Source organism: Streptococcus sp. OMI750 (assembly GCF_047463895.1).
In the GTDB taxonomy this organism is placed as follows: Bacteria; Bacillota; Bacilli; order Lactobacillales; family Streptococcaceae; genus Streptococcus.
This window is the reverse complement of record NZ_JASHCZ010000001.1, coordinates 22,584-48,850: the sequence shown is the minus strand read 5'-3', so window position 1 is coordinate 48,850 and position 26,267 is coordinate 22,584. Positions and strand designations below refer to the sequence as shown.

Below are 26,267 nucleotides of genomic sequence, written 5' to 3'. Positions count from 1 at the left end.
CTCCTCCTTATTTTTTACTTAAGAGTACTTCAACAGTTACTTTATATTTTCCACTCTTTGAAATACCATTTTCAGAAACCATTTTAAGACGCCCAAAGCGTCGGACACTGACTAAATCATTCAGACCTACAGCATAGCTACTATTGGTAGTTGTTGCATAGTTAACTTTCACTAGACCAGAGCTAATCAGTTGGCTGGCCTGAGAACGTGAAAGCTTAAAGGTTGCAGCAATCACTTTGTCTAGTCGAAAACTCGACACGAGAATATCTCGGTGCTGGCTGTCCTCTTCTATGACAAGTTGTTGAGATAGCGGAACTTCCTTTAGCTTAACAGGCACTCGCGAAATTTTCTGGATATGATCCATAAAATAGGGAACAAAGCGCCGTTCTACAAATACTTGGATCTTCCCATCGCTCGTCAAAATGTCTCCAAAAGACTTGCGCTCCACTCCTAATTGATGAACAATGGTCCCCAACACTTGAGAATGCGTCAAGTGATGAAATTTTGACGCATAGACCATTTCCAATAAAGCCAGATCAAAATCATTAGGATCCAATTGGTAATAGTCCGGAGCCACAATGACTTTGGCATATTCCATTTTTTGCTCATCGCTAGAAGCAAACACTTGTAACTGATAGCTACTAGCAACATTTCGTAAAATAGCCACCTGGTGAGGATTTAAAAATCCCGTGACCTCAACAGAATACCGCTCGATCACTCTTTCGGACAATTCAATACAACGATCAATAAATTCATGATCATCACGGTTGAAATGTTGGTAAATGTCTTTCTGTCCCATCTGTGTCTACCCAATCAGTTGTAGAAATAGTCGCCATAGCAACTGGTTTAATCCATTCAAAACCAAGAGGGCTACCAGAACTGTAAAATCAAGGCCACCAACCTGCAAAGGTAACTTTCTAAAAAGGCTCAAAAATGGTTCAACTAATCGGTGAACCATTTGTCCAAGTGTACTCTGAGGTACACCCGGAAACCAAGAAAGCAGGGCATAGATGACAAGAATAAAAGAGTAGATTTGAATGATGTTTGATAGATATTGAAAAAAGATCATCTTAACGATTGCGTTTCATATCATAATCAAATTCTGTCACTTCCACATCATTTGGAAGGCGAATATCTTCAACATTAACGACCACGTTAATTGGAGTCAACAAGTACATGGTACTTGCAACACGACGAAGATTTCCTGCTAAAACATAACGAGCACCGTCCAAATAATCCAAACAACGACGTGCTTGTACTTCTGTCATATATTGGAAATCAATCAAGATACTCTCATTAGATAGTAATAGATCAACAATTTCAGTCGCTTCCTCGTATTTGCGGGGATAGCGAACATCGATCGTAATCTTTTCATCAGTATTAGCACGCTTAGCAGCCAATTCACGTTGGCGTTCATGCAAGCGAGTAATATTTTCAGATGTATTTTTCGTTGTTGAAACAGGTTCCTTCACAGCTACTGTTGATACAGGAGTTGTAACAGGTGCAACAGGAGTTGATTTTGGTTTTACTGGTTCTTTTTGACTAATCTGTGGACGTGGAGAAGTCACTTGAGGAGTCGGTTGAGGCTGTGGAACTGGTTGCGTTTCCGCCCCAGCTGCTTTTGCCTCCCGAACTTCTACTTCTTCACCGTCTTCTGTGAAGTAGTCAATAAAGTTGTTAAATTTATCTTTTAATGACATAGTTCTTTCCTATTTAAAAAATGATGTCCCAATTCTAACAAAAGTCGCTCCGTTCGCAATGGCTACTTCAAAGTCACGACTCATACCCATACTTAGTTCTGAGAAAGGCATATTTTTTAATTGTTTCTTTTCTAGTTGTTTCTGAAGTTGGTGAGTTTTTGAAAAAATATCTTGCAACTCTTCTTGACTAGCCTCAAAAGGAGCCATCGTCATTAAACCAACAATTTCAATTTTGTCCAGCTGTGCGATTTCCGCTAAAACATCATCCAGTTCATCGGGTGCAAATCCATGTTTACTTTCTTCACCAGAAATATTCACCTGGAGGAAACACTTGATTGGGTGCTCTACTCGCTTTTGTATTTCTTGAGCCAGCTTCACTGAATCCAAGGCATGAAAATAATCAACGAGATTAATCACATCTTTTACCTTCCGTCGTTGGAGGCTCCCAATCAAGTGCCAAGTGAGATTGTACTCTTTTAGAGCTTGATACTTTTCTAGGAATTTATCAACACGATTTTCACCGATATCTTGAATACCTGTTTTGACCAATGCTTCTGTTGTTGCAACATCCACATATTTGGTGACAGCTATCACATTGACTTGATCTTGGCGGTGTGCTTTGTTTCTTGCTGTTTCTACTTGTTGCCGTACAAGATCAGCATTCTGTTCCAGATTCATGATTAACGATTCCGGAAGAATGGAGGTGTTTCCAATTCATCATCATCTGAAGATGAGTCTACATAACGATCAACTTGATGTGTTGATGTTGGTTCAGTTTGGCGAACGATATTCTCACGACGAATATCCCAATCACCAAAGGCTGAACCACGGTTTGGTTCTACCGCTGGACGACTTGAAGTTGTTGGCAATTCAACATCTTGTTTCAGATCAAATTCACGGTCAAATGGTGCAGCTTGTGGACGTTGTTCACGAGGTCCTGTTTTATAAGGACGATGTGAAGAAGCAATACCGCTAACACGTTCTACTTTATCTTGACGGACACCTGTTGCAACAACGGTTACGCGGATTTCATCTTTAAGGGTTTCATCGATAGAGGTACCCAACCAGATGTTCACTCCGTGACCTGCAGCTTGGTTCACAATTTCTGAAGCTTCTTCAGCTTCGATCAAGGTCATATCCAAACCACCAGTAACGTTGACAATCACATCTTCTGCACCGTCGATGGTTGTTTCAAGAAGTGGAGAGTAAATAGCCTTACGAGCCGCTTCAATCACACGCTCTTCTCCGCTACCAACACCGATACCCATAAGGGCATTTCCTTTGTTTTCCATCACAGTCTTCACGTCTGCGAAGTCAAGGTTGATCAAGCCTGGGCTTGTGATCAAGTCAGTGATCCCTTGAACACCTTGACGAAGAACGTTATCTGCTTCACTCAAAGCTTCAAGAAGTGGTGTTTTCTTGTCCACAATTTCAAGCAAGTTGTTGTTAGAAATAATCAACAAAGTATCCACATGCTCGCGAAGTTCATTGATCCCTTCAATTGCGTAGTTTCCTCGTTTGGAACCTTCAAACCCAAATGGACGAGTCACAACGGCTACTGTCAAAGCACCAACTGCTTTAGCAATGCGAGCAATAACTGGTGCAGCACCTGTACCAGATCCTCCACCCATTCCTGCAGTGATGAAGACCATATCTGCACCTTGCAAAGCTTCCGTTAAAACTTCTTCGCTTTCTTCTGCTGCCTTACGACCAACTTCAGGTTGACCTCCGGCACCCAATCCACGAGTCAATTTTGGACCCAATTGGATAACTGTTTCAGCTTTTGCACTTGAAAGTGCTTGAACATCTGTATTGGCAGCGATGAATTCTACACCGGCTACCCCTTCGTCAATCATACGATTGATGGCGTTACCGCCACCACCACCGACACCGATTACTTTAATAACTGCACCTTGTGCCGCTGCTGTGTCAAATGAAAATGTCATAAATACTTACACTCCTTAATCAAACATATTACCGATCAAATTTTTCATTCGGTCTGTGAATGTAGTTTTGGGTTCTTGTTTCTGATCATTGCTTGCTACTGGAATTTCTTGAGCATCTACTGGAGATTCAATCTTCTCAGCATTGTACGCAGGTACTACCGGTTGTGCTGGAGCAGCAGGTTGTGGTTGTACTTGTGGTTGCACTGGACGATCAAATTGAATCGGTTGTTGACGCAAGACTTCGTCTCCATGAACCGCAGCTTGAGCAATAATATCCACATCTGTCAAATTGCCTGCATATTCAGACAAGCTAATTACATGGGCAAAAGCTGGATTGCGAATTCCAATTTGATTTGGAACAAACAATTTCACATTTACACCAAAGACTTCTTGAGCCAATTCTTCAACACCTGGAAGGATCGCACCTCCACCGATAATGACAATACCACCAGGAAGATCTAATAAATGTCTTCTCTCAAGATCTTGCTTGATTTGCTCAAAGATGTGTTTGATACGTGCTGAAATGATTTCAGCCAAGTACTTCTCAGTCACTTCAACTGGCTCTACTTCACCAATGACTTCTACATGGAATACTTCGTTTCCAGCAGATGGCACATAGGCTTCACCGTAGTTGAACTTCAATCCTTCTGCCAATTTTTGAGAAGTCTTCAATACTTTAGAAATATCTTTGGTAACGTAATCGCCACCTTCTTGGTAGATATTTGTAAATTGAAGTTCTTGGCTACGAACAGATGCTACTGTTGTTTGGCCACCACCCATATCAATCACAGTTGCTCCGAATTCACGTTCGCCTTCGTTCAAGACTGTTTTGATCATAGCAAGTGGGGAAATGATGATATTTTCAACTTGTAAGCCTGCACGTTCAACCGTTTTACGCAAATTGTGCAAGATTGTACGAGGTCCTGTGTAAAGAAGACCACGCATTTCAAGTCGGATTCCCATCATTCCACGTGGATCGCGAATTCCTTGGAAACCATCTACTGTGAATTCTTCAGGAATAAAGGTGATCACTTCACGATCTGGTGTCATACTTTTTGTAAGAGCAGATTTGACAACATTTTCAACATCTGCATCTGTGATTTCTTTCGAATCACTTGTGACTGGAATCATTCCTTGAGTTGCTTCAATTTGTAGTAAGTTTGCAGGCAACCCAACATTGACTAGATTGATTGAAATCCCTGCTTTTTCTTCAGCTTGGCTGATTGCATTTTTAATTGCATTTGAAGCAGCTTCGATATCTACTATAATTCCATCTTTGACGCCAGCACTTTTTGCATTGCTGACTCCAATTACATTCATTTCTCCATTGACATGTTCTGCCACCAATACTTTTATTGAACTAGTACCGATATCTAAACCTGTAAAAAAGCCGTCTCTAGCCATTACACCAGTCCTCTCTCTTTTTTTGTTTTCACTTTACATCTATTTATAGCCCTTTTAGTTGGAACTATCCAAACTTCATTATAACACAAAGAAGCCTAAAATGGATATTTTTTCTACAATTATTTGAGATAATTTATGGGGTTTCCACATTTCCAGAAGAATTTTCTCCCTCTGTATTCTGTTCTACATTCTGCTCTTGGGTCGCTTCCTCAGAATGCTCAGCTTGATTTTCTGTACTTTCAGCCTTCTCTTTTTCAGCTTGCTCTTTGGCATCTGCAATGGATTGTTCACTATAGCTGAAAACTCCAGCTTCCATATCGATCGTTGAATCATCGTCCAATTGCTTACTGATTGTCTTGTAGTAAGGCAACTTACGGGTAATTTGGGAAACCGGAACCAAGATTTTATTATCATTTTTCATGGTAATGGTTATCAGGTCTTTCGTGACCTTGCTCGGTGTCAAATCAACCGATACAATTTTATCCTTAATCGAAGACGAAATGGATTTCATTTGTTGAACAAACTGTCTAACCAATTCCCGATCTGAAAATTTCAAACTGATATAAGAGGATGGTAATTCTGAAGCAGGTGTTACTGCCTCTACTACTTCCCCATTTTCCAATACTGGATAGTGATCTTCTCCCGTCACATAATAGGCCACCACTTTGTGTTCTGTCACATTGACTTTAAAGGTCACAGGGAATTGATAATGCATGTGAACCTCTTTGATCCATGGACTAGTTGTTTTCATATTCTGTTCATAGACCGACTTATGAAGGAAGGTCGTAAGAGTATAATCTTCTTCTTTGATGCGACTTTTTTCATACAATTTTTGCTGGTCAACAGCTTTGTTCCCTGAAAATTCAATCACTTTCTGTGTAGACAAGGGACTTAGAAAATAGATCGAGACTAGAGCTACGATTGAGCTGATCCCGATAACAGGAAGAGCACGATAGAGATGCCGTTTTGCAACCATAGGTTCCTTCTTCGGTTTATTCCTTTTCAAACGATTGAAAAAGGAAGGCTTTTCCCCCTGCTCTTCTGGAATATCTAGGTCCTCTACAGCCGAATCAGGCATTTCAGCATCTGAACCTTCTGATTCAGAACCTTCTGATACTGGCCCTGTTTCAGGCTCAGATTCAATTTCCACATCTGATTCTTCTAGATCATCCTCTGTCGCGGAATCCACATCTTGCTCTAAAAGTTCTGCAACTTCTTCGCTTTCCAGCTCTTCTGTTTCAGCCTCCTCGACTTTTTCTAGGGCTTTTTTTTCTAAATATTCTTTGTTTCTTTTTTGCCAGGCTGACAATTCTGTAATCTTGTCTTCCTTGGGTGTTTTTTTATTGTCCTCAGTCATTTTTTCCCTTACTGATATCCTTTTGAAGCAGGCCATAAAAATCGTCCAGTGACAAGAGTTCTGTCGATTTTTCCATCGCTTGATGGTAGACTTGACTCTGCTTCAACATTTCTTGAATGGTTTCGTTAAAGGTCTTAAGTGTTAATTGATCTTCTTGCAGTTGTTCTGCATAGCCTTTATCCACAAAATATTGGGCATTTTCAAGCTGATCTCCACGGCTGGCTCCTTTTCCTAGCGGTACAATCAAATGGAGTTTATTCATGGCCAAGAGTTCAAATAGGGTATTGGCTCCGCCTCTTGTCACCACTAAATCCGCCTTTTGGAGCATTGGTAAGTACTGATCGGTTACATAATCCACTCGATACAGACCCCCTTCTGCTTGATTCAAAGTAGGATCTCCCGTCAAATTAATGATATTGTAGTGCTGTAAAAGCTCTGCTTGATGTTCTGTCACAAATTCATTGAAGACACGCGCACCTGCTGATCCTCCAACAAATAGAAGGGTTGGTAACTCTTGCCGGAATCCTTTTGTTTTCTCATCCAGTAGATCCGAAGTTGCCGGCTTCTGATCTGTAACCTTAGTGACTGCACCGATATGCGCACTCTTTGTTAAACCATGAGCTTGCTCAAAAGTCGTGTACATCTTGGTAGCGAATTTATAGGCTATTTTATTGGCCAATCCCATAGAAAGATCGGACTCATGGATATAGACAGGAACACGCGTGAGTCGGGCTGCGATCACTGGTGGAACCGAGACAAATCCCCCTTTGGAGAAGAGAACTTGTGGACGCACACGAAGCAGGATTGCTATGGACTGGAGCGTTCCCCAAGCCACCTTGAACACATCCATCATATTTTGGAAAGAGAAATAGCGGCGCAATTTCCCCGTTGCAATTGAATGGAAGCGCACGTCTAAGCCAGACTTCTTGATTTCTTGGTACTCAATTCCTTTTTTGTCGCCTATGTAATGGACTTCCCAACCATCTTCGATAAATTTTGGAATCAAGAGGAGATTAAGGGTCACATGGCCCACTGTTCCTCCGCCTGTAAACATTATTTTTTTCATCTTATTTAAACCCTTTTACTGTAGCAAGGAATTCATCCCCACGCACTTCAAAATTCGGATACATATCCCAGCTGGCGTTGGCAGGACTTAATAGGACAACATCTCCAGGACTGGCCAACTCGAAGGCCTTCTTTGTCGCATCTGCCACATCTGCTGCATCGACATAAGGGACGCCTGCTTTATCGGCTGCGCGTTTCACTCGAGGAGCTGATTCCCCTAGAATCACCATTTCTTTTAGACCAGCAATGTGAGGCACTAAGTCATCGAACTCATTGCCACGATCGAGCCCTCCTGCAATCAAGATAACCTTGCTGTTATCAAAACCAGAAAGAGCTTTTTGTGTGGCTAAACTATTGGTCGATTTACTATCATTGTAGAATTTAACACCTTGAATTTCATCCACATATTGAAGACGGTGTTTGACACCCCCAAAGGCTGACAAGGTTTCTTTAATGACTTCATTCTCCACTCCACGGACTTTTGCAACAGCAATCGTTGCCAAGGCATTCTCTACATTGTGACTACCTGGAACGCCGATCTCATCCGCGCGCATAACAACTTCTCCCTTAAACTTGAGAAGTCCATCTTCCAAATAGGCCCCATCCACTTTTTCGACCGTTGAAAATGGAAGGACCCTTGCCTTGGTTTTTGTAGCAAGTTCCTTGGCCAGGTCCTGGTTGAAGTTCAAGACAATGACATCTTTTTCTGTCATATTCTTTTGAAGATTCCATTTAGCGGCTACATAATGTTCGAAAGAACCATGATAGTCGATATGGGTTGGCATGAGGTTGGTAATCACTGCAATCTCCGGATGGAAAGTTTCAATCCCCATCAATTGGAAAGAAGACAATTCCATGACCAAGACTTCCTTTTCTGTCGCTGTTTGTGCAACTTGACTAGCTGGAAAACCAATATTTCCAGACAATAGACCGCCTTGGCCGGCAGCTGTCAAGACTTCACCGATCATGGTTGTCGTCGTCGTTTTTCCATTTGATCCTGTAATCCCAATGATCGGCGCATCTGAAACCAAGTAAGCTAATTCCACTTCAGTAAGGACTGGGATGCCTTTTCCCAGCGCTTTTTCAACCATCGGGTTTGAATAAGGAATTCCTGGATTCTTGACCATAAGCGCAAAGTCTTCATCCAACAACTCCAGAGGGTGGCCTCCTGTCACGACTTTAATTCCTTCTTCTAGCAAACTTTGAGCTGCTGGGTTTTCTTCAAAGGGGTTGCCATCATTGACGGTCACAATCGCTCCTAGCTGATCCAACAAACGGGCTGCTGACTCACCCGATTTGGCCAAACCTAATACAAGAACCTTTTTATTTTCAAATTGTTTCACAAATTTCATATTTTTGTCGCTCCATTTTTATCACCCTCTATTTTACCTTTTTTTAGCAAAATTAAAAAGCCCAAAGGGCTTTAAAAATCACGTCACTGTTTATTTTTTCTGTTTGGTTGTCATTCTAGAAATATCTACCAAAGCCAGATAGCCAACAAAGGCCAGAAAGGCGCCGACAAAAAACTCGGACGGTAGTTGGAAGATCTGAAAAATGGCCAGACAAGTTAAAACAATAATTGAGACGATCAAGACCACCATGGTGACACTGTTCAAAGTGCCACGAATACTTTTTGGGGTCATAAAAAGGTAAAAAAGGAGAATCAAAATCCCTAAGATAAAATAGACCATTTTGTTTCTCCTTTCTTTTCGTATTATTCAGCTGCAGCTGATTTTTTCTTTTTATTTGCTTTTTCGCGTTCTGCTTTATTCAAAATTTGTTTACGCAAACGGATGGATTCTGGTGTTACTTCCATATACTCATCGTCGTTCAAGAACTCAAGAGATTCTTCCAAAGTCAAGATACGAGGAGTCTTGATTACCGCTGTTTGGTCTTTGGTCGCTGAACGAACGTTGGTCATTTGTTTCGCTTTCGTGATGTTCACCGTCAAGTCATTCTCACGAGAGTTTTCCCCAATGATCATTCCTTCGTAAACTTCTGTACCTGGGTTGACAAAGATGGTACCACGCTCTTCGATGGACATGATAGAGTATGTGGTTGCTTTCCCGTTATCGATCGAAACAAGAGCACCACGGTGACGACCACCGATTTCACCTGGAATCACTGGCAAGTATTGGTCGAAGGTGTGGTTCATGATTCCGTAACCACGTGTCATTGACAAGAACTCTGTTGAGTAGCCAATCAAACCACGCGCTGGAACAAGGAAGACCAGACGAGTTTGACCATTTCCAGTAGCTACCATATCCAACATTTCACCTTTACGTTCAGAAAGGCTTTGGATAACAGATCCTTGGTATTCTTCTGGTGTATCGATTTGCACGCGCTCAAATGGTTCACATTTGACACCATCGATTTCCTTGATGATCACTTCTGGACGAGATACTTGCAATTCGTAGCCTTCACGACGCATGGTTTCGATTAGGATAGACAAGTGCAATTCCCCACGACCTGAAACCGTCCATTTATCTGGTGAATCTGTTGGGTCAACACGAAGAGATACGTCTGTTTGCAATTCCGCTTGCAAGCGTTCTTCAACTTTACGAGAGGTCACCCATTTTCCTTCACGACCAGCAAATGGTGAGTTATTCACCAAGAAGGTCATTTGAAGTGTTGGTTCATCAATGTGAAGGATTGGAAGAGCTTCAACTGCATCTGTCGGTGTGATCGTTTCTCCAACGAAGATATCTTCCATACCAGAAATAGCGATCAAGTCACCCGCTTTAGCTTCTTGAATTTCACGACGTTCCAAGCCAAAGAAACCAAAGAGTTTGGTAACACGGAAGTTCTTAGTCGTTCCATCCAATTTAGAAAGGGTTACTTGGTCCCCGACTTTTACAGTACCACGGAAGATACGTCCGATACCGATACGACCTACAAAGTCATTGTAGTCAAGAAGCGATACTTGGAATTGAAGAGATTCATCTGAGTTATCAACTGGAGCAGGGATGTGGTCGATAATGGTATCAAAGATCGGTGCCATGGTTTTTTCTTGATCTGCTGGATCATCTGAAAGTGAAGAGGTTCCATTGATCGCAGATGCATAAACAACCGGGAAATCAAGCTGGTCATCATCCGCACCAAGCTCGATAAAGAGTTCCAAGACTTCATCCACTACTTCTGCTGGACGAGCAGATGGCTTGTCGATTTTATTCACCACAACGATTGGAACCAAATCTTGTTCCAAGGCTTTTTTCAATACGAAACGAGTCTGTGGCATGGTTCCTTCGTAGGCATCTACGACTAAAACAACACCATCGACCATTTTCATGATCCGTTCCACTTCTCCACCGAAGTCCGCGTGTCCTGGAGTATCCATGATATTGATGCGAGTTCCGTCATAAGCAACGGCGGTATTCTTCGCAAGGATCGTAATTCCGCGCTCTTTTTCAATATCGTTTGAGTCCATTGCACGTTCTTGCAATTCTTTGCGTTCATCCAAGGTATGCGATTGTTTCAACAATTCGTCTACCAAGGTTGTTTTTCCGTGGTCAACGTGGGCAATGATCGCAACGTTACGAATATCTTCTCTTAATTTTGTCATGATTTCCTCTATATAATTTTAAATAATATTTCTAACTGAACAATTATACCACAGTCCTGTTTAAAAAACACAGTTCAGCTAGTTGTAAATGTTTTCATCCTCATTTCTTTTCTCCGACTCGATTTCCTTTTCTTTTCATGATACACTGGTTACAAAACTTTCAGAAAAAGAGGTGCCCATGAGATTAGATCAATTGATGGCAAGTCACCAGTATGCTCGAAAAGACATCAAACAATTGCTTGCAAAAAGACAAATCTTGGTCGATCACCTACCTGCTAAAAAGCTATCACAAAATATTGATCCTGGACTCCAAGAGATTCAAATAGGACCAAAGACCATTCATGAACCGCGTCACCACTACTACATGCTCCATAAACCAATCGGAGCCGTGACTGCAAAAAGAGATGCCCAGCATCCAACAGTCATCGAGCTGGTGGATCCCCAACAAGAATATCCAGATCTCTATCCACTTGGGCGCCTCGATCGCGATACCAGTGGCTTGCTCCTGATCACAGATAATGGTCCTTTAGGTTTTCAACTGCTCCATCCTCAATACCATGTGGAGAAAGTCTATGAGGTAGAAGTCAACGGTCCACTCCTTACAACTCACATTGAGCAATTTCAGGACGGCATTACCTTCAAAGACGGCCCCATCTGCAAACCTGCCTCCTTAACTATCCTAGAGAGTCGTTTCAACTACAGCAAGGCCCAAGTCCAAATCTCAGAAGGAAAATACCACCAAGTGAAAAAAATGTTCTTAGCCATCGGGGTCAAAGTGATGACCTTAAAACGCTTGTCTTTTGGTCCTTTCACCTTGGATCCTCAGTTAGCTCCTGGTGAAAGTCGACTTCTGAATGACATTGAACTTGCTTGGATCAAAGACTACCTTGAAAAAACGAGATAAAAGAGGCTAGGACAAAAGTCCTAGCCTCTTAATTGTTTTTGGATTGTCGAGTAAGACGCAGTGGTTGAGTGGGCTCTACTACGCTGGTTTCATCAGCTTTTATAGCCCTACTCAACTTTGCGGAGGTGGGACGACGAAATCGAATTCTAACGAATGACCGATTTCTGTCCCACTCTCTTTTATTAAGCGTCTTTTTTCACTTTTCCGTTCCAAGAGTCAAGACCATAAGACAAGACATAGATGTCTGTATAGCCCTGTTTCTTAAGATAGAGAGCTGCGTTGGTCACACGAGAACTCCGACTATTCTCATAAAGCAAAATTGGTTTGTCCTTGCGCAAGGCAGCAAGGCTCAACTTCAACTGAGTAGAAGGAATGTTACGCGCTCCTAAAATATGCTTAGCATGAAACTCAGCTGGCTCTCGCAGGTCAATCAACTGCCCTTGACGAATGAGCTCTTCAAACTCTGCATTGTCCACAAATTTGGCAGCTTTACGGATGCGGAAATAATTAAAGGCCATCCATCCAAACAATCCTAAAACAACCAACCAAAAAATGATATTTCCCATTACTCTACCTCACTCTTTTTCAAAAATTCTAATTCTTGCTTGTGCTCTCTTCTTAAAACAGTTTCAGCTTCTATATAATCGAGCCGTTCCATCAGGCCAGCATCATAAAGACGTTGAAGCTCAATTTTCATCAATTCGATGTCATAGAGGCGCTTCCCCACATAAATGATGATTCCAAAACGTTTTAAAAATTGTTGAACATCATACAGGTTTTTCATGTTCATTATTGTATCAAATTTAGAAAGGCTTTACAAGATTTTCAAGTAAATGAGGAAATTTTTCGATTGGTTTACGAATAAATAAGTATGATCAACTTTTATTTTTTTACCATTGGTACTTGCATCGCCTCTTTTTTGGGACTAGTTGTCGATCGCTTTCCCAACCAATCCATCCTCGTTCCTCGCAGTCATTGCGACCATTGTCAGCATGTCCTTGGAATTTGGGACCTCATCCCTATCATCTCACAACTCATCCACCGTTTTCGTTGTCGCTATTGTCATCAGACCTATCCTGTTTGGTACTGCATTTTTGAGGTCTGGAGCGGTCTTCTCTTTTTAGCCTGTGCCAACAGCCACCTTTCTCTGTCTCAACTTCTAACACTACTGGGGGCTGCTATCTTAGGCATATACGACCTTCGTTTTATGGAATACCCCGTGGTCATCTGGTGCTGCCTCCATGCCCTGGTTCTCCTTTTCTCAGGTGGCAATCTCCTCATGCTAGTCTTTTTACTCCTTGCGCTAGGGGCTCACTTTTTCTTTATCGGAATTGGGGCAGGGGATTTTCTCTTACTAGCCACCTTTTCGCTGACCTTTTCCCCAAGCAAGATCCTCTTTCTCATTCAGATCGCATCTATCTTAGGGATCCTCGTTTTTGCCCTCAAAAAAGAAAGAGACCGGATTCCCTTTGTTCCCTGTCTCTTTCTCAGTTATCATGCTTTACTGCTTTATACAATGTTTTGCTGATAGGTTCTTCTTATTTTGCAGCTTTCGCTTCTAGATAATCTGCAATAGCAGCTACGTCCTTATCCCCACGTCCTGAAACATTAATGATGATGATCTTGTCTTTATCCAGTTTTGGAGCACGTTTAACCGCTTCTGCAATCGCGTGTGAGCTTTCGATAGCTGGGAGGATCCCTTCTGTCTTACTGAGAAGAAGAAGGGCTTGAACTGCTTCATCATCTGTCGCTGCTACGTATTCAACACGACCAGAGTCTTTAAAGAAGGCATGCTCTGGACCAACCCCTGGGTAGTCCAAACCAGCAGAGATTGAGTACACTGGCGCTACTTTTCCATCTTCTCCAAAGACAGCATAGGTCTTCATGCCATCGACAACTCCAACTGTCCCCTTGGTCATGGTCGCTGCGTGCTGATCAGTATCCAAACCATGACCTGCCGCTTCAACACCGACCAATTTGACTTCTTCATCACCTACATATTGGGAGAAGGCACCGATGGCATTGGATCCCCCACCGACACAGGCAATGACATAGTCTGGCAAACGACCTTCTTTTTCCAAGATTTGACGTTTAGATTCTTCACTAATCACCTTTTGGAATTCATGCACAATGGTTGGGTAAGGGTGAGGGCCAACAGCAGAACCCAAAACGTAAAAGGCATCGAGATCCGCCATCCATGCTCCAAAAGCAGCATCAACAGCGTCTTTCAAGGTCCTAGTACCTGTTTCAACCGCATGGACGGTTGCCCCCATCATTTCCATACGGAAGACATTGAGACGTTGGCGTTCCACATCTTCTGCTCCCATGTAAACATCACAGGCCATACCAAATTTAGCTGCTGCAGCTGCTGTAGCCACACCATGTTGACCGGCTCCTGTTTCAGCAATCACGCGCGTTTTACCCATACGTTTGGCCAAGAGGATTTGCCCCAAGACGTTATTCAATTTGTGCGAACCTAGGTGATTCAAGTCTTCGCGCTTCAAATAAATTTTTGCCCCACCTAAATGCTCTGTCAAGCTTTCCGCAAAATAGAGCGGTGTTTCCCGACCTGAGTAATCTTTCAAATAATGTTTGTATTCTGCGATAAATTCTGGATCATTTTTGTACTGTTCAAAAGTTGCCTCTAATTGATCAAGCAAGTTTTGAATGGGTTCTGGTACAAAAGATCCACCAAATTGTCCGAAATATCCTTTAGTTTCTGTCATGATTGTGTCCTCTTTTCTATCTCTTCAATTCTGTTTATGATCTTTTTCTCTCTCGCTGGTCCTTTGAGCTGCAGTCTCACTGGATTCCTTTGAGATACAAAAAACCTCACACAGAAAAATCTGTGTGAGGACGATTCGATACCGCGGTGCCACCTCTATTGTAGGAAGATATTCTTTCTCCTACATCTCTGACCTGTCTAACAACAGGGTGCACGATAAGGTGTGCTCACCGAATTTTTATTGTTTCAAATTCATCATCATAAACGCATCAGCCCATTTCAAGATTCACCACTGCTTGTTCACAATCACCACAAGCTCCCTGGAAGTGAGAAAAACCTCTACTTTTCTGATGTCTTGAAGCTATTATAGCTCCCGCTTCTGACTTTGTCAACAAAAATTTTAAAAAGCGGCTGAAATGTTCGGATTTTACATTTCCCCATTTTTTGCTAGCAATCGTGCTCGGTGATACTGAAAGCCTAAATAAGCCAGATAAGCCCCTAAGGTATTGGTCCACAAATCATCTAGCTCGAAGACACGATTGGCATCAAACAAGAGGTCTAACAGAACTTGGCTGCATTCAATCCATAGACTTAGACCAAAGCCAAAGAGTAAAACCCGGTTGCGACTCCTCAACCTGGGCCATAGCCAGAGGAGTTGAAAGACCAGCGGGCTTAACAAAAAGATATTGGCTACGTTTTGGAGAATGACCTTAATGAGTTGGATGAGACTGGTAATCTGGCCAAGATTCATCACCGAATTAAGAGGAACCAGCAAGACGACGATGCGACCGAAATGTTGAATCCCCGGTGTTTCCATACCTGGCTCTGGCTGTTGGGGCAAAAAACACATCAGACACAAGAGGATAAAATAGAAGAAGCTGCTACTCCGTAACAGCTTTCTTCCTCTTTTTGTTAGTTCTGTATGATCCATCAGCCCTTGTTTAAGGTTGCGCATGTTGAACAATTGCTTTCTCCCGATCCCGTTTCATGGTATTTGAACGCAATTGGCCACAGGCAGCATCAATATCTGTACCGTGCTCTTGACGGACTACACAATTGACACCATGCTTTTTCAAGGTATCATAGAAGGCCATGACCCGTTCTTTTGGACTCCGGCTGTATTGGTCATGCTCACTGACAGGATTGTAAGGAATCAAGTTAACATAAGACAATTTCTTGATGTTCTTGAGTAATTCTGCCAACTCCAAGGCTTGCTCAACTCCATCATTGACTTCATTCAACATGATGTACTCAAAGGTCACCCGACGGTTCGTAGTCTCGATATAGTATTCAATCGCTGCAAACAATTTTTCAATCGGGAAAGCCCGGTTGATTTTCATAATACTAGAGCGCAAATCATTATTTGGAGCATGAAGGGACACCGCCAAATTGACCTGCACTCCTTCATTTGCAAAATCACGAATTTTATGAGCCAAACCAGAAGTTGATACGGTAATATGACGAGCCCCAATCGCTAGACCTTTATCATCGTTGACGGTCCGGATAAATTTCAAGACGTTGTTATAGTTGTCAAATGGTTCACCGATCCCCATGACAACGATATGGCTAACCCGTTCATCTTGGCCCCGTTCGTCAAAGTATTTTTGAACCAACATGATTTGAGACACGATTTCGCCATTGTTCAAATCACGTTGTTTTTTGATCAAACCTGAAGCACAGAAGGTACAACCGATATTGCATCCGACCTGAGTCGTTACACAGACAGATAAACCATAGTGCTGACGCATCAAAACCGTCTCAATCAGCATTCCGTCTGGCAATTCAAAGAGGTATTTGACGGTTCCATCTGCTGATTCTTGCACAATTCGTTGTTTGAGTGGGTTGACGACGAACTGATCATTTAACTTTGCAATTAAGTCTTTGGACAGATTGGTCATTTCTTCAAAGGACTGGACGCGTTTGCGATAGAGCCATTCCCAGATTTGTGTTGCACGGAATTTCTTTTCGCCATTTTCTTCCGCCCAATCAATCATATCTTGGCGTGTTAAACTATAAATGGATGGTTTCATTCTTTTTTACTCCTCTTTTTGTCGAATCACAAAATGACGTTTGTTGTCCGCCTTTGTTGCCTTTTTAGTCTCAGCAGACGATCTTGTTTTTTTCGAGTTTTTCGCTGGCTGTCCCTTTTCGCGTTCTCGTTTTTGGAAACGATCTTTTTGTTTGCGATTGCGCGAACGCTTTTTAGATTCTCTTGCTTCTGATTGAGCCTTTTTGACCGGTGATTTCTTATCAAAAGAAGCACGATGAGGCTCCTTATTTTCAAGGACAAAATAAGCACACCCATAGCTACAATACTCTAACAAATAATCGTCTAAGCGACTTAATTTGTCCATCGTTGCAACATCGCGCTCTTCCTTATAGAAGCCACGCAAGCGCAACTGCTCATTGCTCCAATCACCAACAATGTAATCAAACTTGGTTAAAATTTCAGAAAATCGCTGACCAAAAACAGTCGCATCAAAAGCTTCCTTCTCATTTTTCAAGAGCTCAAAGGAGAGGTTTTCTGAACGGATTTGGTCTCCTACCTGATGAAAGACAGGTCCAGGAAATTTATTGTAATTATATAATTCAGGGTCAATCTCTTTTCTCATAGTGTTCCTTCATCAAAATCTATTTACTGTAACACTTTATTTTATCATAAATTTGATGACTTGCGTTAGATTTGACTAGAAAAGAGTTGAAATTCAACATTGAGAGTTTCCAAAAGGAAAAAGAGACAAAGAAAGCAATCTTTGTCTCTATACATGTTCATCAGATGATGAAAGGGGCAAAAAAAGAGTAATTTTGGTATAGCTATTGGCCTTAGAATCAATCTCCATATGATAGGCTTCGCCAAATTGAAGATGCAATCGTTGGTCCACATTGTTCAAGCCAACACCTCCTAAACAAAGAAGGGTTTGGTCTGTTGAATCTGATCGGTCAAACCCTCGTCCATTGTCAAAAATCGATACGCAGGTGTAGTCTCCACTGACTTCAGTCGTCACTCGAATGAGACCTGGCCGATCGATCTCTTTAATGCCATGGTAAATCGCATTTTCCACTAAGGGCTGGAGCACCAATTTGGGGAGCTGATAGTCGCCCAACCGTTCATCTTCTAGAATTTCATAGTTGAGCTTTTCACCATAACGTTGCTTCTGAATGAAAAGATACTGGCGGACATGGTCAATTTCATCTCTCAGTAAGATTTGTTCCTGGCCTTGGTTGAGAGCCAGTCGAAAATATTGAGCCAGAGACTTAGTGATGTCGACCACGCGCCGACTATCATTAAACTCCGCCATCCAGACAATCGTATCCAAGGTATTGTAGAGAAAATGCGGATTAATCTGAGCCGAAAGTGCCCGTAACTCATAACGCCGCGCGTTTTGCTCCTCTTCCTTAACCTGTTGCATGAGGTTATCGATTTGGTCCAACATGGCATTAAAAGCTTGAGCGAGGTCCACCAATTCTGGAGATCCTTTGGCCGCAGCTCTCACGTGAGCATCTCCTGCTCCAATCCTCAAAATGATAGTCTGAAAGTCTCGTAAGGGTTTGATCCACAAACGTAGAACAAAGCCGATCCCTATTAAACACATGATCAAAGCTAGTAATCCTAGGCCAATAAAAGAGTACAGGAGCTGCGACTGAAGCATCTGAAGTCCTTCAAGTGAAGCCACTCCAATCAAGGTCCAATCACTATTTGGAATCGGAACTTGATAGATAAAATTCTGCCCCCCTTTAGCATAGCCATCTTTCACAGCAATATAGGGTTGCATGGCCTGCATTTCTTGACTGGAAGAATAGACTGCTTTTTTGGGATGGTAGACAAACTCATGCTTTTGATTAATGATAAAACTAAAGCCTTGTTTCCCAAGTTGCAGGTGATCCAAGTAAGCCTGAAGGCTATCGTAGCCAATATCCAAGCGTACTACTCCAAGATTTTGACCAGTCTGATCAACCACTTCTTGGGTAATAGAAACCACCCATTTTTCTTTTTCCGAAGTCAAGGATTCCTTTCGAGCTGGCGTCAAGACCGGCATGGCTCTTTCCTTAATCGCCTCTTGATACCAGCTTTCATTCATCATGTCTGAGGAAGTCTGCATGCTGATTTTGGAATCTGTCGCTACCAGACGTCCATCCTTGGTTACCAAGACCGCTGAGACCAGGTCCGGATCCGTTTCAATCATCGTTCGCATCAAGTGCTGAACCGTTTTTTGATCCGCACTCTTATCTTGGGCAAATTGTTGAACAGCCTGTTCCTTGCTAAGCACCGTTGTGGTCTGCTTTAATTTTTTTAGATAAGACGTAATAAACTGACTACTTTGGTCGATACTATTTCTTGTCGTCCGCTCCGTTAGCTGGCGGATCGTCCCTGAACTCGTTTGATAGTAAAGGCTACCGATGAAACCAAAAAGTAAGAGAATGAAGAGAAAAAAGTAGAGGACCAGCTGAATCAGCAAGGGATATCGTTTCATTCATGCTCTCCTTTTTTGTACTGCCTTGGCGTCACCCCAACAACCTGCTTAAAGCGTTGAGAAAAATAGTTCATATCTTCAAAACCAACCTGATCGGCGATCTCATAAATCTTTAAATCTGTCGTGAGAAGCAAGAGTTGAGCCTTCTTCATTCGCTCTTGAATGAGGTAGTTTTGGAAAGGAAGTCCCAATTTTTTCTTGATCAATACACTTAGATAAGAGGAACTGAAACCAAGTTGATAGGCCAAATCCTTCAGGGTTAACTGCGAATCTGCTAAACGAGCATGAATGGCTTCTTCTAAGTCTGTTGAATAACCATGGCTGACCAAATCTTCGACTTGCGCCTTCTTTCGCTCTTGATCGAGTTTTCCTTTCACCTTGGCTAACATCTCTTCAATATCATCTTTTGAGAAAGGCTTTAGCAAATAATCATCCGCACCTAACTTGATGGCTTTTCTCGCAAACTCAAAGTCATCATAACCTGTCAAAAAAATGATATGACAAGACGGAGATTGCTCTTTAACGAGATGGGCCAGATCCAAGCCATTCATTTGTGGCATGTTGATATCGGTTAGAAGGATATCGGCTGGTTGCTCTTGAAACTTCTCCCAAGCCTCACGCCCATTTTCTGCCTGATTGATGACAGTCATTCCAAACTGTTCATAGTCGACTAAGGAAGTCAGACCCTGCCGAATCAACTCTTCATCTTCCACAATCATAATCGCGTACATGTCTTTCACCTACTTGTTTTTGCTATACTTATTATAGCAAATTGTAGTTCCAAATGTCTCAGACATAGTCCAATAAATAACCGTAGCCCTTTTCTTTCATTTCTGCTTTGGGAATGAAGGTAATAGACAAGCTATTGATGCAGTAACGAAGACCACCTTTTTCCTTAGGTCCATCAGTAAAGACGTGGCCTAGATGGGAATTTCCTACTCGACTCCGAACCTCTGTCCGAGTCATATTGAAACTCTTATCTTCCTTGTAGGTTGCCACATCCGGACTGATCGGTCGGCTAAAGCTTGGCCAACCACAACCAGAATCAAATTTATCTTTTGAGGAGAAGAGAGGCTCTCCTGTTACGACATCCACATAGATGCCCGCTTCAAACTTATCCCAATAGCGGTTAGAAAAAGCACGCTCTGTATCATTCTCTTGCGTCACTGCATATTCTTCGGGCGATAACTTCTTCTTGATCTCTTCATCGCTCGGTTTTGGATAGCGACTAGCGTCAATAACCGGATAAGAAACTTGATTCACATCAATGTGACAATAGCCATTCGGATGTTTCTGTAGATAGTCCTGATGGTAGTCTTCCGCCTTGATATAATTAGCAAGTTCTTCTTTTTCTACAGCCAAAGGTTTATCATACTTCTTCGCCACCTCTTCAAACACTTGGTTTATGGTTGGCAAATCTGCTTCATCAGTGTAATAAACTCCTGTCCGATATTGACTGCCCTCATCATTTCCCTGACGGTTTTTTGATGTTGGATCAATAATCCGGAAATAGTGTAGAAGCAGTTCTTTCAAGGAAACCTTCTTGACATTATAGGTGATATGTACCGTTTCAGCATGCCCTGTTTGCTTGACCAGTTCATACTTGGTGGTATCCCCTTTTCCATTGGCATAACCTGATTCGGCATCAATGACACCCGGAACACGGGAAAAATACTCTTCCACACCCCAGAAGCAACCACCAGCTAGATAGATTTCTCGTTGGTCTTCTGGATTGACTTTTTCTTCCTGCTTTTTGTTTGCTACTGGTGTCTGACTCATGGACGCTTTTTTGATCTGCTCAGTCGTCGCATCTGATGTATCCAAGGCCATGGATCCTTTGACAAGGAAAAAGATTCCAAAACAAAATAGCCCCACTAAAAGAATGGAAATGAGTTTCCATTTTGTTTCCATTTTATGTCCTCCTTACTTCATTTCTTTTAGAGTCTGGACGATGTCTTCCTTGCTCATATAACCGATATGGGTCTTAGCGAGAGTTCCATCACTATTGATAAAGAGTGCCGATGGATAAGAACGAATCCCATACTCTTTTAGCAGTTCCCCTTTACTATCTAGCAAGACTGGGAAATCCTTGTAATCCAAAGACTGGTACCAGTTTTTGAAATCTGCTTCTAATTTTTCACCATTAAAAGTTGGAGCTACAACGGATAAGACCACATAATCCTTACCCGCCTCTTCTTTTGCCAACTCATTGGTATCCTCTAATGTCGATAGGCAAATAGAGCACCAGGAAGCCCAAAATTTGAGGTAAACTTTCTTCCCTTTGTAATCAGATAAGCGGTAGGTCTTACCGTCTACTCCTTGCAGGTTAAACTCTTGAACCTTCTTTCCAGCTTGCTCTGAAGATCCCGTTGTGGATGTCTGCTTAGTCTCACTTTTGTTGGATGATTCCATTCCTTGGTTAGAGCAAGCCCCCAAAAGTCCAGTACACAAGAATCCTGCAGCTACTAAAGCTAATTTCTTCATCATTATTACCTCTTTAAACAAGGAGAAAGTCATCCTCAGATGACCTCTCCCTTCTTTCATTAGTTGTCTGATTTCATATCAGATGATTCACTCTTTTCATCTTTCATTTCTGAATCGCTAGATTTCATCTCATCTTTTTTCATATCGTCCTTCATTTCAGAACTGCTGTCAGACATCATAGATGAATCTTTCATGTCTTCTTTTTTCATTTTATCATCGGACATGGATGAATCCTTCATGTCATCCTTCTTCATATCGTCCTTCTTCATCATACTACTATCATCCGTTTTTTTCATGTCTGAATCTGATTTCTGTCCAGAACAAGCTGCTAAAGTGACGATGCTAAGTGTAGCAATAGAAAGTGCAAGAATTTTTTTCATGATTTTTCTCCTTTAATCATTCAAGATTAGTGAAACAGGGATGCGAGGCTATTAAGATTTCCTAGCATCAGCAAGATGCCCATCAAGATGATGAGGGCACCACCAATTTTTTTCAAGGTTCCCATATGGGGCTTGAGTTTAGCAAAATGTTGTAGAACCCAGCTAGAAGCCAAGGCCAAAAGCAAGAAAGGCAGAGCCAAGCCTAATGTATATACCAGCATCAGGAGAGCGCCTTGCAATGCACCATCTCCTCCAGAAGCTGCAATGGCTAAAACAGAGCTCAAAACTGGTCCGACACAAGGGGTCCAACCAAAACTGAAGGTGACCCCTATCAGAAAAGCATTGAAGAATTCATTGCGTTTTTCGTCCTTCTTCAGTTGGATACTCTTTTGTTTTTGGAGTTGTCTCAGATTGATGAGGCCCATCTGATGGATTCCCAATAAGATGACAATCCCTCCTAGTAGGTAACGGAACCAGGGAGCATAGAGTATCTGACCAAGGGCACCTGCACCATAACCTAGGATGAGAAATACGGTTGATAGACCAGCAATAAAACAGAGGGTCTTGACCAAACCATACCAAGAAATATCTCTTCCAAAAATACGCACCGTTTTTTCATGCTCAGAATCTAATAAGATCCCTACATAGACTGGCATCAGTGGCAAAATACATGGGGAGAAAAAGGATAGAACTCCCGCTAAGAATACTGAAATGGAAAACAAACTGGTTTGAATCATTTCACTACCTCCCTTTCTTTCTGATACCAGTATAAAGAAAAAATCCCTCTAAAAATAGAGAGATTGATAAGCAAAAACTTGAATTTGATTAGAAGGTGAATCTTCCTATCTGCCAACTCTACCTCGTACTTTCAAGTACGAGACTGATCTAACAAGATACTTCTAATTCTTCTTCAAATAATTAATAGCGTCTTGAAGGGTTTTGACGGGGACAATTTTCATCTTCGAATGAATTTGTTTCGCTGCTTCTTTCGCTGTTTCATAGTTTGATTTGGCCTTGGGATTGGCTTTCTTTTCTTCTTTGGAAACAGGATTATTAGGGGCAAAGAAAATTTCTGCTCCTTCTTTATCGGCTGCGACGACTTTCTTGTCAATCCCACCGATGTCGCCAACCGTTCCATCTTGGTTAATGGTTCCTGTCCCAGCAATATGGCGTCCCTGACGAAGGTCTGGATCCGCTACTTGGGTATAGATGGACAAACTAAACATCATCCCGGCACTTGGACCACCGATGCCAGCTGTCGCAAACTCAATTGGCACGTCACTCTTCACTTCTGTCCGGTCAATCAAGCTAATTCCAATCCCATTCTTACCATTGACTAACTCAATAATCTTTCCTTCAGCCGTCTTGGTCTGTCCATCTTCTGTGTAGGTCACTGAGACCTTGTCCCCAACTTTTTGAGAACCAACATACTCGATGAGCTCTTTTGAGCTCTTGAAGGTTTTGTCATTCACAGCGATAACTGTATCCGTAACATTTAAAATACCTTTAAAAGTAGAATCCTCCATGACTTCCATGACGTAGACACCCAAGAATTCCATCTCTGTCTCTTTACCAGCAGTTTTCAACCCTTGGTATTTGGCCATATTTTGCGAGGTTTCCATATAGAATTGATTCATCCTGAAAAATTCCTCACTGGAACTGCCACCAGTCATTTCTTGTTTAGAGTGGATATCTGTAAAAGGAGTCATCCAGGCATAGATCAAATCAGCCGGAGTCGCTTCTTTCACTGCTACGGTCACAAAATCATAAGATCCTGACTTGGTATCTATTTTTCCATCCACTGTCATGACGGATCGAATATCTTCTGCCGTTCCCGGCATCTCAATATAATAGGGAAGGCGAATCACAAAAGCAGCTAGCAAGAGGAGCAAGAAAAGAACTCCTGCAATCGGCCATCGGTATTCTTTCAACCGTCCTTTTTTCTTTTTAGTGGTCAAGCTTGGTTTATTCGCTTGTGTCATCTTTGATTTCCTCCATTACACTCTCTGGGACATAAGGTGAGATATCCTGCTGAAAAGCCAGCAACTCTCGAATACGGGTTGAACTAATGGCCTGGTAAGGAGGCTGGGCATAGAGATAAATAGTCTCTATTTCAGGCGCCAACTGGTGATTAAAATAATCCATATTGGCTTCGTAAACCAGATCCTGTGCATTGCGCAAGCCTCGGATCAAGGTCACCACACCAAGATTGCGCGCCACTGTCACAGCCAACTCTTGAGTCGACGTCACAATTTCAACATTTTCCAAATGAGCCAAGGCCCCTTCTACCATGCGCACGCGCTGCTCAATGGAAAAGAGTCCGACTTTTTCCGGATTATAAAAAATTCCGACATAGACACGGTCAAACAAGCGACTCGCCCGCTCGATCAATTGCACATGCCCAATGGTAATCGGATCAAACGATCCTGTAAACAATCCAGTTCTATCTGACATATACTGTTACCTTACTAATTCCATAGATTTTTTCTTTCCAGATTCCCACTTGTCCGATTTCCTCAGGAAGTTCTACGTGTTTATCTGTCTCGCACACAATTAGGACGTCCTCTGACAAGAGTTGACGCTCGCACAAGGTTTTGATATCGCGAACGATCTCTTCCTTGGCATAAGGAGGGTCTAAGAACACTAAATCAAAGGTGCCCGTTAGGAGCCCTAAGGCCTGCTTGGCCTCCATTTTTAGCAGTTGAAACCGTTCCTTTTCCTTGGTCATGGCAATATTGGCTGCTATAATCTCCTGCGCTCTGCGATCTCTTTCCACTAGAACGGCCTCTGACATGCCTCGAGAAACTGCTTCGATAGAGAGACCACCGCTTCCAGCATAGAGATCCAGCACTCTTCCACCGTCAAAGTAAGGACCAATCATATTGAACATGGCCCCTCTGACCTTATCAGAAGTCGGCCTGGTTGTTTTTCCTTCAAGTGTTTTGAGGGGACGTCCCCCATAGGTTCCAGATACTATTTTCATAGGGACCATTATACCAAAAAAAATCAGAAAATTGCGATTTGATATGGTCAAGCGACAATTAAAAGAGGCTGGGACAAAAGTCCTAGCCTCTCAATTGTTTTTGGATTGTCGAGCAAGACGCAGTGGTTGAGTAGCCTCTACTACGCTGATTTCATCAGCTTTTACAGCCCTACTCAACTGTGCGGAGGTGGGACGACGAAATCGAATTCTAACGAATTACCGATTTCTGTCCCACTCTCTTTCTTTCCTTATAGGATATTTTCATATTCATCACGGACAGATTGAGGCCAGACACTGGTTTGGACTTCACCAATATGTTTCTTACGAAGCAAGAACATAGCCAAACGAGATTGCCCGATCCCTCCACCAATTGTGAGTGGGAAAAGACCGTTTAATAAGGCCTTGTGCCACTCTAATTGGAGACGATCTTGGTCCCCTGTAATCGCAATTTGACGGCGAAGCGTTTCCTCATCGACACGGATTCCCATTGAAGACAACTCAAAGGCTGAACCTAGGACATCATTCCATACAAGGATATCACCATTCAATCCCTTGTAGCCATTTTCAGATTCTGTTGTCCAGTCATCGTAGTCAGGTGCGCGTCCATCGTGTGGTTTGCCATCTGCCAGCTCTCCACCAATCCCAATCAAGAAAACAGCTCCGAATTCTTTGGCAATGGCATTTTCACGCTCTTTTGGAGTTAAGTCTGGATAGCGTTCCACCAATTCTTCAGTGTGAATGAAGGTGATTTGTTTTGGAAGGACAGACTCAATATCATAACGCGCTTCTACTGCTAGTTCTGTTAACCGAATCGCCTTGTAAATTTTTTCAACTGTTTCTTTAAGGTAGGCGATGTTGCGTTGACCATTTGGAATGACTTTTTCCCAGTCCCATTGGTCTACATAAACAGAGTGGATGGCGTCTAGCGAATCTTCATCTGGACGAAGAGCCTTCATATGGACGAAGAGGCCTTCGCCTTCGCCAAACCCAAAACGTGCCAAGGTATGGCGTTTCCATTTCGCAAGTGAATGCACGACTTCATAAGTCTCATCAGGAATTTGAAGGACCTTTACAGATACCGGATGTTCAATCCCAGAAAGGTTATCTTGCATCCCGTCTCCGACCTTGCTCAAAATTGGCCCTTGGACTTCAATGATGTCCAATTTATCTTTTAAATATTGTGTGAAAGTCGTTTTAACAAACGAAATTTCTTTTTGTTGGTGTATAAAACTTTTTTTCATATAATCCCTCGTTGATAGAAGTTGTAAAACTGATTATACTCTTT

At 42.3% G+C, this 26,267-nt stretch carries 28 protein-coding genes, 1 pseudogene and 1 other annotated feature; of the genes and pseudogenes, 2 read left to right on the top strand and 27 right to left on the bottom strand.

The features are described from left to right. Positions 1 to 7 precede the first annotated feature (7 nt). From QM830_RS00330 to typA, 11 genes and pseudogenes are all read right to left on the bottom strand, one after another. Positions 8 to 799, bottom strand: a complete 792-nt coding sequence (locus QM830_RS00330) for an RNA-binding protein (RefSeq protein ID WP_414325055.1) — start codon at positions 797 to 799, stop codon at positions 8 to 10. A 6-nt stretch (positions 800 to 805) separates the two neighbouring features. After that, positions 806 to 1,069, bottom strand: a complete 264-nt coding sequence (locus QM830_RS00325) for a YggT family protein (RefSeq protein WP_414325054.1) — start codon at positions 1,067 to 1,069, stop codon at positions 806 to 808. A gap of 1 nt (position 1,070) precedes the next feature. Next, a pseudogene (locus QM830_RS00320) lies at positions 1,071 to 1,442 on the bottom strand (cell division protein SepF); the annotation flags it as partial. A gap of 267 nt (positions 1,443 to 1,709) precedes the next feature. After that, on the bottom strand, positions 1,710 to 2,378 hold the full coding sequence (locus QM830_RS00315) for a YggS family pyridoxal phosphate-dependent enzyme (RefSeq protein ID WP_414325053.1): 669 nt from the start codon (positions 2,376 to 2,378) through the stop codon (positions 1,710 to 1,712). A gap of 2 nt (positions 2,379 to 2,380) precedes the next feature. Continuing rightward, the gene (gene ftsZ, locus QM830_RS00310; RefSeq protein ID WP_414325052.1) at positions 2,381 to 3,646 is read right to left on the bottom strand and encodes a cell division protein FtsZ; all 1,266 of its coding nucleotides are present in this window, start codon (positions 3,644 to 3,646) and stop codon (positions 2,381 to 2,383) included. Positions 3,647 to 3,661: 15 nt separating this feature from the next. Next, the gene (gene ftsA / locus QM830_RS00305) at positions 3,662 to 5,050 is read right to left on the bottom strand and encodes a cell division protein FtsA (protein ID WP_009732396.1); all 1,389 of its coding nucleotides are present in this window, start codon (positions 5,048 to 5,050) and stop codon (positions 3,662 to 3,664) included. Between the two features lie 133 nt (positions 5,051 to 5,183). Beyond that, entirely contained in the window at positions 5,184 to 6,407 is a 1,224-nt protein-coding gene (locus QM830_RS00300) for a cell division protein FtsQ/DivIB (protein WP_414325050.1), read from the bottom strand. After that, the gene (locus tag QM830_RS00295) at positions 6,400 to 7,473 is read right to left on the bottom strand and encodes a UDP-N-acetylglucosamine--N-acetylmuramyl-(pentapeptide) pyrophosphoryl-undecaprenol N-acetylglucosamine transferase (RefSeq protein WP_414325049.1); all 1,074 of its coding nucleotides are present in this window, start codon (positions 7,471 to 7,473) and stop codon (positions 6,400 to 6,402) included. The genes QM830_RS00300 and QM830_RS00295 overlap by 8 nt, the downstream gene beginning before the upstream one ends. Position 7,474: 1 nt before the next feature. Continuing rightward, positions 7,475 to 8,824: a UDP-N-acetylmuramoyl-L-alanine--D-glutamate ligase gene (gene murD / locus QM830_RS00290; protein ID WP_414325046.1), complete on the bottom strand. Its 1,350-nt coding sequence runs from the start codon at positions 8,822 to 8,824 to the stop codon at positions 7,475 to 7,477. A 90-nt stretch (positions 8,825 to 8,914) separates the two neighbouring features. Next, positions 8,915 to 9,163 (bottom strand): DUF3165 family protein, encoded by a 249-nt coding sequence (locus QM830_RS00285; protein ID WP_009732392.1) that lies wholly within the window; start codon positions 9,161 to 9,163, stop codon positions 8,915 to 8,917. Between the two features lie 23 nt (positions 9,164 to 9,186). After that, a complete protein-coding gene (gene typA / locus QM830_RS00280) occupies positions 9,187 to 11,034 on the bottom strand; it encodes a translational GTPase TypA (protein WP_414325045.1) in 1,848 nt (615 codons plus the stop codon). Between the two features lie 178 nt (positions 11,035 to 11,212). On the opposite strand from typA, the gene QM830_RS00275 reads away from it, so the two are divergent. Beyond that, complete coding sequence (locus QM830_RS00275; RefSeq protein WP_009732390.1) at positions 11,213 to 11,938, top strand: 16S rRNA pseudouridine(516) synthase; 726 nt, start codon at positions 11,213 to 11,215, stop codon at positions 11,936 to 11,938. A gap of 182 nt (positions 11,939 to 12,120) precedes the next feature. Here QM830_RS00275 and QM830_RS00270 read toward each other — a convergent pair whose 3' ends face one another. Beyond that, on the bottom strand, positions 12,121 to 12,504 hold the full coding sequence (locus tag QM830_RS00270; protein ID WP_009732389.1) for a rhodanese-like domain-containing protein: 384 nt from the start codon (positions 12,502 to 12,504) through the stop codon (positions 12,121 to 12,123). Continuing rightward, entirely contained in the window at positions 12,504 to 12,722 is a 219-nt protein-coding gene (locus QM830_RS00265) for a YqgQ family protein (RefSeq protein WP_037614205.1), read from the bottom strand. The genes QM830_RS00270 and QM830_RS00265 overlap by 1 nt, the downstream gene beginning before the upstream one ends. A gap of 87 nt (positions 12,723 to 12,809) precedes the next feature. Between QM830_RS00265 and QM830_RS00260 the strand changes: the two genes are divergently transcribed. Further along, a complete protein-coding gene (locus QM830_RS00260) occupies positions 12,810 to 13,466 on the top strand; it encodes a prepilin peptidase (protein WP_414325043.1) in 657 nt (218 codons plus the stop codon). A 10-nt stretch (positions 13,467 to 13,476) separates the two neighbouring features. On the opposite strand, the gene trpB is transcribed toward QM830_RS00260, so the two are convergent. The 14 genes from trpB to asnA form a co-directional block, all read right to left on the bottom strand. Beyond that, a complete protein-coding gene (gene trpB / locus QM830_RS00255) occupies positions 13,477 to 14,664 on the bottom strand; it encodes a tryptophan synthase subunit beta (RefSeq protein WP_414325042.1) in 1,188 nt (395 codons plus the stop codon). A 123-nt stretch (positions 14,665 to 14,787) separates the two neighbouring features. Continuing rightward, positions 14,788 to 15,023: a binding site (T-box leader), on the bottom strand. A 67-nt stretch (positions 15,024 to 15,090) separates the two neighbouring features. Continuing rightward, a complete protein-coding gene (locus tag QM830_RS00250; RefSeq protein WP_051035318.1) occupies positions 15,091 to 15,618 on the bottom strand; it encodes a VanZ family protein in 528 nt (175 codons plus the stop codon). Next, positions 15,605 to 16,693 (bottom strand): 23S rRNA (adenine(2503)-C(2))-methyltransferase RlmN, encoded by a 1,089-nt coding sequence (gene rlmN / locus QM830_RS00245; RefSeq protein ID WP_009732384.1) that lies wholly within the window; start codon positions 16,691 to 16,693, stop codon positions 15,605 to 15,607. The genes QM830_RS00250 and rlmN overlap by 14 nt, the downstream gene beginning before the upstream one ends. Before the next feature lie 6 nt (positions 16,694 to 16,699). Further along, positions 16,700 to 17,275, bottom strand: coding sequence for a YutD family protein (locus QM830_RS00240; RefSeq protein ID WP_414325039.1), 576 nt, complete (start codon positions 17,273 to 17,275; stop codon positions 16,700 to 16,702). A gap of 147 nt (positions 17,276 to 17,422) precedes the next feature. Beyond that, a complete protein-coding gene (locus QM830_RS00235; RefSeq protein ID WP_414325037.1) occupies positions 17,423 to 19,135 on the bottom strand; it encodes a cache domain-containing sensor histidine kinase in 1,713 nt (570 codons plus the stop codon). Beyond that, complete coding sequence (locus tag QM830_RS00230; RefSeq protein ID WP_414325035.1) at positions 19,132 to 19,866, bottom strand: response regulator; 735 nt, start codon at positions 19,864 to 19,866, stop codon at positions 19,132 to 19,134. The genes QM830_RS00235 and QM830_RS00230 overlap by 4 nt, the downstream gene beginning before the upstream one ends. A gap of 58 nt (positions 19,867 to 19,924) precedes the next feature. Continuing rightward, positions 19,925 to 21,046 carry a peptide-methionine (R)-S-oxide reductase MsrB gene (msrB, locus tag QM830_RS00225; protein WP_414325033.1) on the bottom strand — a complete coding sequence of 374 codons (1,122 nt, stop codon included), beginning with the start codon at positions 21,044 to 21,046 and terminating at the stop codon, positions 19,925 to 19,927. A 12-nt stretch (positions 21,047 to 21,058) separates the two neighbouring features. Further along, positions 21,059 to 21,619 carry a redoxin family protein gene (locus QM830_RS00220; RefSeq protein ID WP_414325779.1) on the bottom strand — a complete coding sequence of 187 codons (561 nt, stop codon included), beginning with the start codon at positions 21,617 to 21,619 and terminating at the stop codon, positions 21,059 to 21,061. A 59-nt stretch (positions 21,620 to 21,678) separates the two neighbouring features. Then, positions 21,679 to 21,999: a hypothetical protein gene (locus tag QM830_RS00215; RefSeq protein ID WP_125335200.1), complete on the bottom strand. Its 321-nt coding sequence runs from the start codon at positions 21,997 to 21,999 to the stop codon at positions 21,679 to 21,681. Positions 22,000 to 22,025: 26 nt separating this feature from the next. Next, positions 22,026 to 22,736 carry a thiol-disulfide oxidoreductase-associated membrane protein CcdA2 gene (gene ccdA2, locus QM830_RS00210; protein WP_414325031.1) on the bottom strand — a complete coding sequence of 237 codons (711 nt, stop codon included), beginning with the start codon at positions 22,734 to 22,736 and terminating at the stop codon, positions 22,026 to 22,028. A 162-nt stretch (positions 22,737 to 22,898) separates the two neighbouring features. Beyond that, the gene (locus tag QM830_RS00205) at positions 22,899 to 23,981 is read right to left on the bottom strand and encodes a SepM family pheromone-processing serine protease (protein ID WP_414325030.1); all 1,083 of its coding nucleotides are present in this window, start codon (positions 23,979 to 23,981) and stop codon (positions 22,899 to 22,901) included. Continuing rightward, entirely contained in the window at positions 23,965 to 24,453 is a 489-nt protein-coding gene (gene coaD / locus QM830_RS00200) for a pantetheine-phosphate adenylyltransferase (RefSeq protein WP_414325029.1), read from the bottom strand. Before coaD ends, QM830_RS00205 begins: the two co-directional genes overlap by 17 nt. After that, positions 24,443 to 24,982 (bottom strand): 16S rRNA (guanine(966)-N(2))-methyltransferase RsmD, encoded by a 540-nt coding sequence (gene rsmD, locus QM830_RS00195; protein WP_414325027.1) that lies wholly within the window; start codon positions 24,980 to 24,982, stop codon positions 24,443 to 24,445. The genes coaD and rsmD overlap by 11 nt, the downstream gene beginning before the upstream one ends. Before the next feature lie 248 nt (positions 24,983 to 25,230). Further along, positions 25,231 to 26,223, bottom strand: coding sequence for an aspartate--ammonia ligase (gene asnA / locus QM830_RS00190; protein ID WP_009732373.1), 993 nt, complete (start codon positions 26,221 to 26,223; stop codon positions 25,231 to 25,233). Positions 26,224 to 26,267: the final 44 nt, after the last annotated feature.

What these genes read in the sequence shown, in the direction of transcription:
- QM830_RS00330 (WP_414325055.1), bottom strand. Translation starts at nt 799, where the DNA reads ATGGGACAGAAAGACATTTACCAACATTTCAACCGTGATGATCATGAA.
- QM830_RS00325 (WP_414325054.1), bottom strand. Translation starts at nt 1,069, where the DNA reads ATGATCTTTTTTCAATATCTATCAAACATCATTCAAATCTACTCTTTT.
- QM830_RS00315 (WP_414325053.1), bottom strand. Translation starts at nt 2,378, where the DNA reads ATGAATCTGGAACAGAATGCTGATCTTGTACGGCAACAAGTAGAAACA.
- ftsZ (WP_414325052.1), bottom strand. Translation starts at nt 3,646, where the DNA reads ATGACATTTTCATTTGACACAGCAGCGGCACAAGGTGCAGTTATTAAA.
- ftsA (WP_009732396.1), bottom strand. Translation starts at nt 5,050, where the DNA reads ATGGCTAGAGACGGCTTTTTTACAGGTTTAGATATCGGTACTAGTTCA.
- QM830_RS00300 (WP_414325050.1), bottom strand. Translation starts at nt 6,407, where the DNA reads ATGACTGAGGACAATAAAAAAACACCCAAGGAAGACAAGATTACAGAA.
- QM830_RS00295 (WP_414325049.1), bottom strand. Translation starts at nt 7,473, where the DNA reads ATGAAAAAAATAATGTTTACAGGCGGAGGAACAGTGGGCCATGTGACC.
- murD (WP_414325046.1), bottom strand. Translation starts at nt 8,824, where the DNA reads ATGAAATTTGTGAAACAATTTGAAAATAAAAAGGTTCTTGTATTAGGT.
- QM830_RS00285 (WP_009732392.1), bottom strand. Translation starts at nt 9,163, where the DNA reads ATGGTCTATTTTATCTTAGGGATTTTGATTCTCCTTTTTTACCTTTTT.
- typA (WP_414325045.1), bottom strand. Translation starts at nt 11,034, where the DNA reads ATGACAAAATTAAGAGAAGATATTCGTAACGTTGCGATCATTGCCCAC.
- QM830_RS00275 (WP_009732390.1), top strand. Translation starts at nt 11,213, where the DNA reads ATGAGATTAGATCAATTGATGGCAAGTCACCAGTATGCTCGAAAAGAC.
- QM830_RS00270 (WP_009732389.1), bottom strand. Translation starts at nt 12,504, where the DNA reads ATGGGAAATATCATTTTTTGGTTGGTTGTTTTAGGATTGTTTGGATGG.
- QM830_RS00265 (WP_037614205.1), bottom strand. Translation starts at nt 12,722, where the DNA reads ATGAAAAACCTGTATGATGTTCAACAATTTTTAAAACGTTTTGGAATC.
- QM830_RS00260 (WP_414325043.1), top strand. Translation starts at nt 12,810, where the DNA reads ATGATCAACTTTTATTTTTTTACCATTGGTACTTGCATCGCCTCTTTT.
- trpB (WP_414325042.1), bottom strand. Translation starts at nt 14,664, where the DNA reads ATGACAGAAACTAAAGGATATTTCGGACAATTTGGTGGATCTTTTGTA.
- QM830_RS00250 (WP_051035318.1), bottom strand. Translation starts at nt 15,618, where the DNA reads ATGCGCAACCTTAAACAAGGGCTGATGGATCATACAGAACTAACAAAA.
- rlmN (WP_009732384.1), bottom strand. Translation starts at nt 16,693, where the DNA reads ATGAAACCATCCATTTATAGTTTAACACGCCAAGATATGATTGATTGG.
- QM830_RS00240 (WP_414325039.1), bottom strand. Translation starts at nt 17,275, where the DNA reads ATGAGAAAAGAGATTGACCCTGAATTATATAATTACAATAAATTTCCT.
- QM830_RS00235 (WP_414325037.1), bottom strand. Translation starts at nt 19,135, where the DNA reads ATGAAACGATATCCCTTGCTGATTCAGCTGGTCCTCTACTTTTTTCTC.
- QM830_RS00230 (WP_414325035.1), bottom strand. Translation starts at nt 19,866, where the DNA reads ATGTACGCGATTATGATTGTGGAAGATGAAGAGTTGATTCGGCAGGGT.
- msrB (WP_414325033.1), bottom strand. Translation starts at nt 21,046, where the DNA reads ATGGAAACAAAATGGAAACTCATTTCCATTCTTTTAGTGGGGCTATTT.
- QM830_RS00220 (WP_414325779.1), bottom strand. Translation starts at nt 21,619, where the DNA reads ATGAAGAAATTAGCTTTAGTAGCTGCAGGATTCTTGTGTACTGGACTT.
- QM830_RS00215 (WP_125335200.1), bottom strand. Translation starts at nt 21,999, where the DNA reads ATGAAAAAAATTCTTGCACTTTCTATTGCTACACTTAGCATCGTCACT.
- ccdA2 (WP_414325031.1), bottom strand. Translation starts at nt 22,736, where the DNA reads ATGATTCAAACCAGTTTGTTTTCCATTTCAGTATTCTTAGCGGGAGTT.
- QM830_RS00205 (WP_414325030.1), bottom strand. Translation starts at nt 23,981, where the DNA reads ATGACACAAGCGAATAAACCAAGCTTGACCACTAAAAAGAAAAAAGGA.
- coaD (WP_414325029.1), bottom strand. Translation starts at nt 24,453, where the DNA reads ATGTCAGATAGAACTGGATTGTTTACAGGATCGTTTGATCCGATTACC.
- rsmD (WP_414325027.1), bottom strand. Translation starts at nt 24,982, where the DNA reads ATGAAAATAGTATCTGGAACCTATGGGGGACGTCCCCTCAAAACACTT.
- asnA (WP_009732373.1), bottom strand. Translation starts at nt 26,223, where the DNA reads ATGAAAAAAAGTTTTATACACCAACAAAAAGAAATTTCGTTTGTTAAA.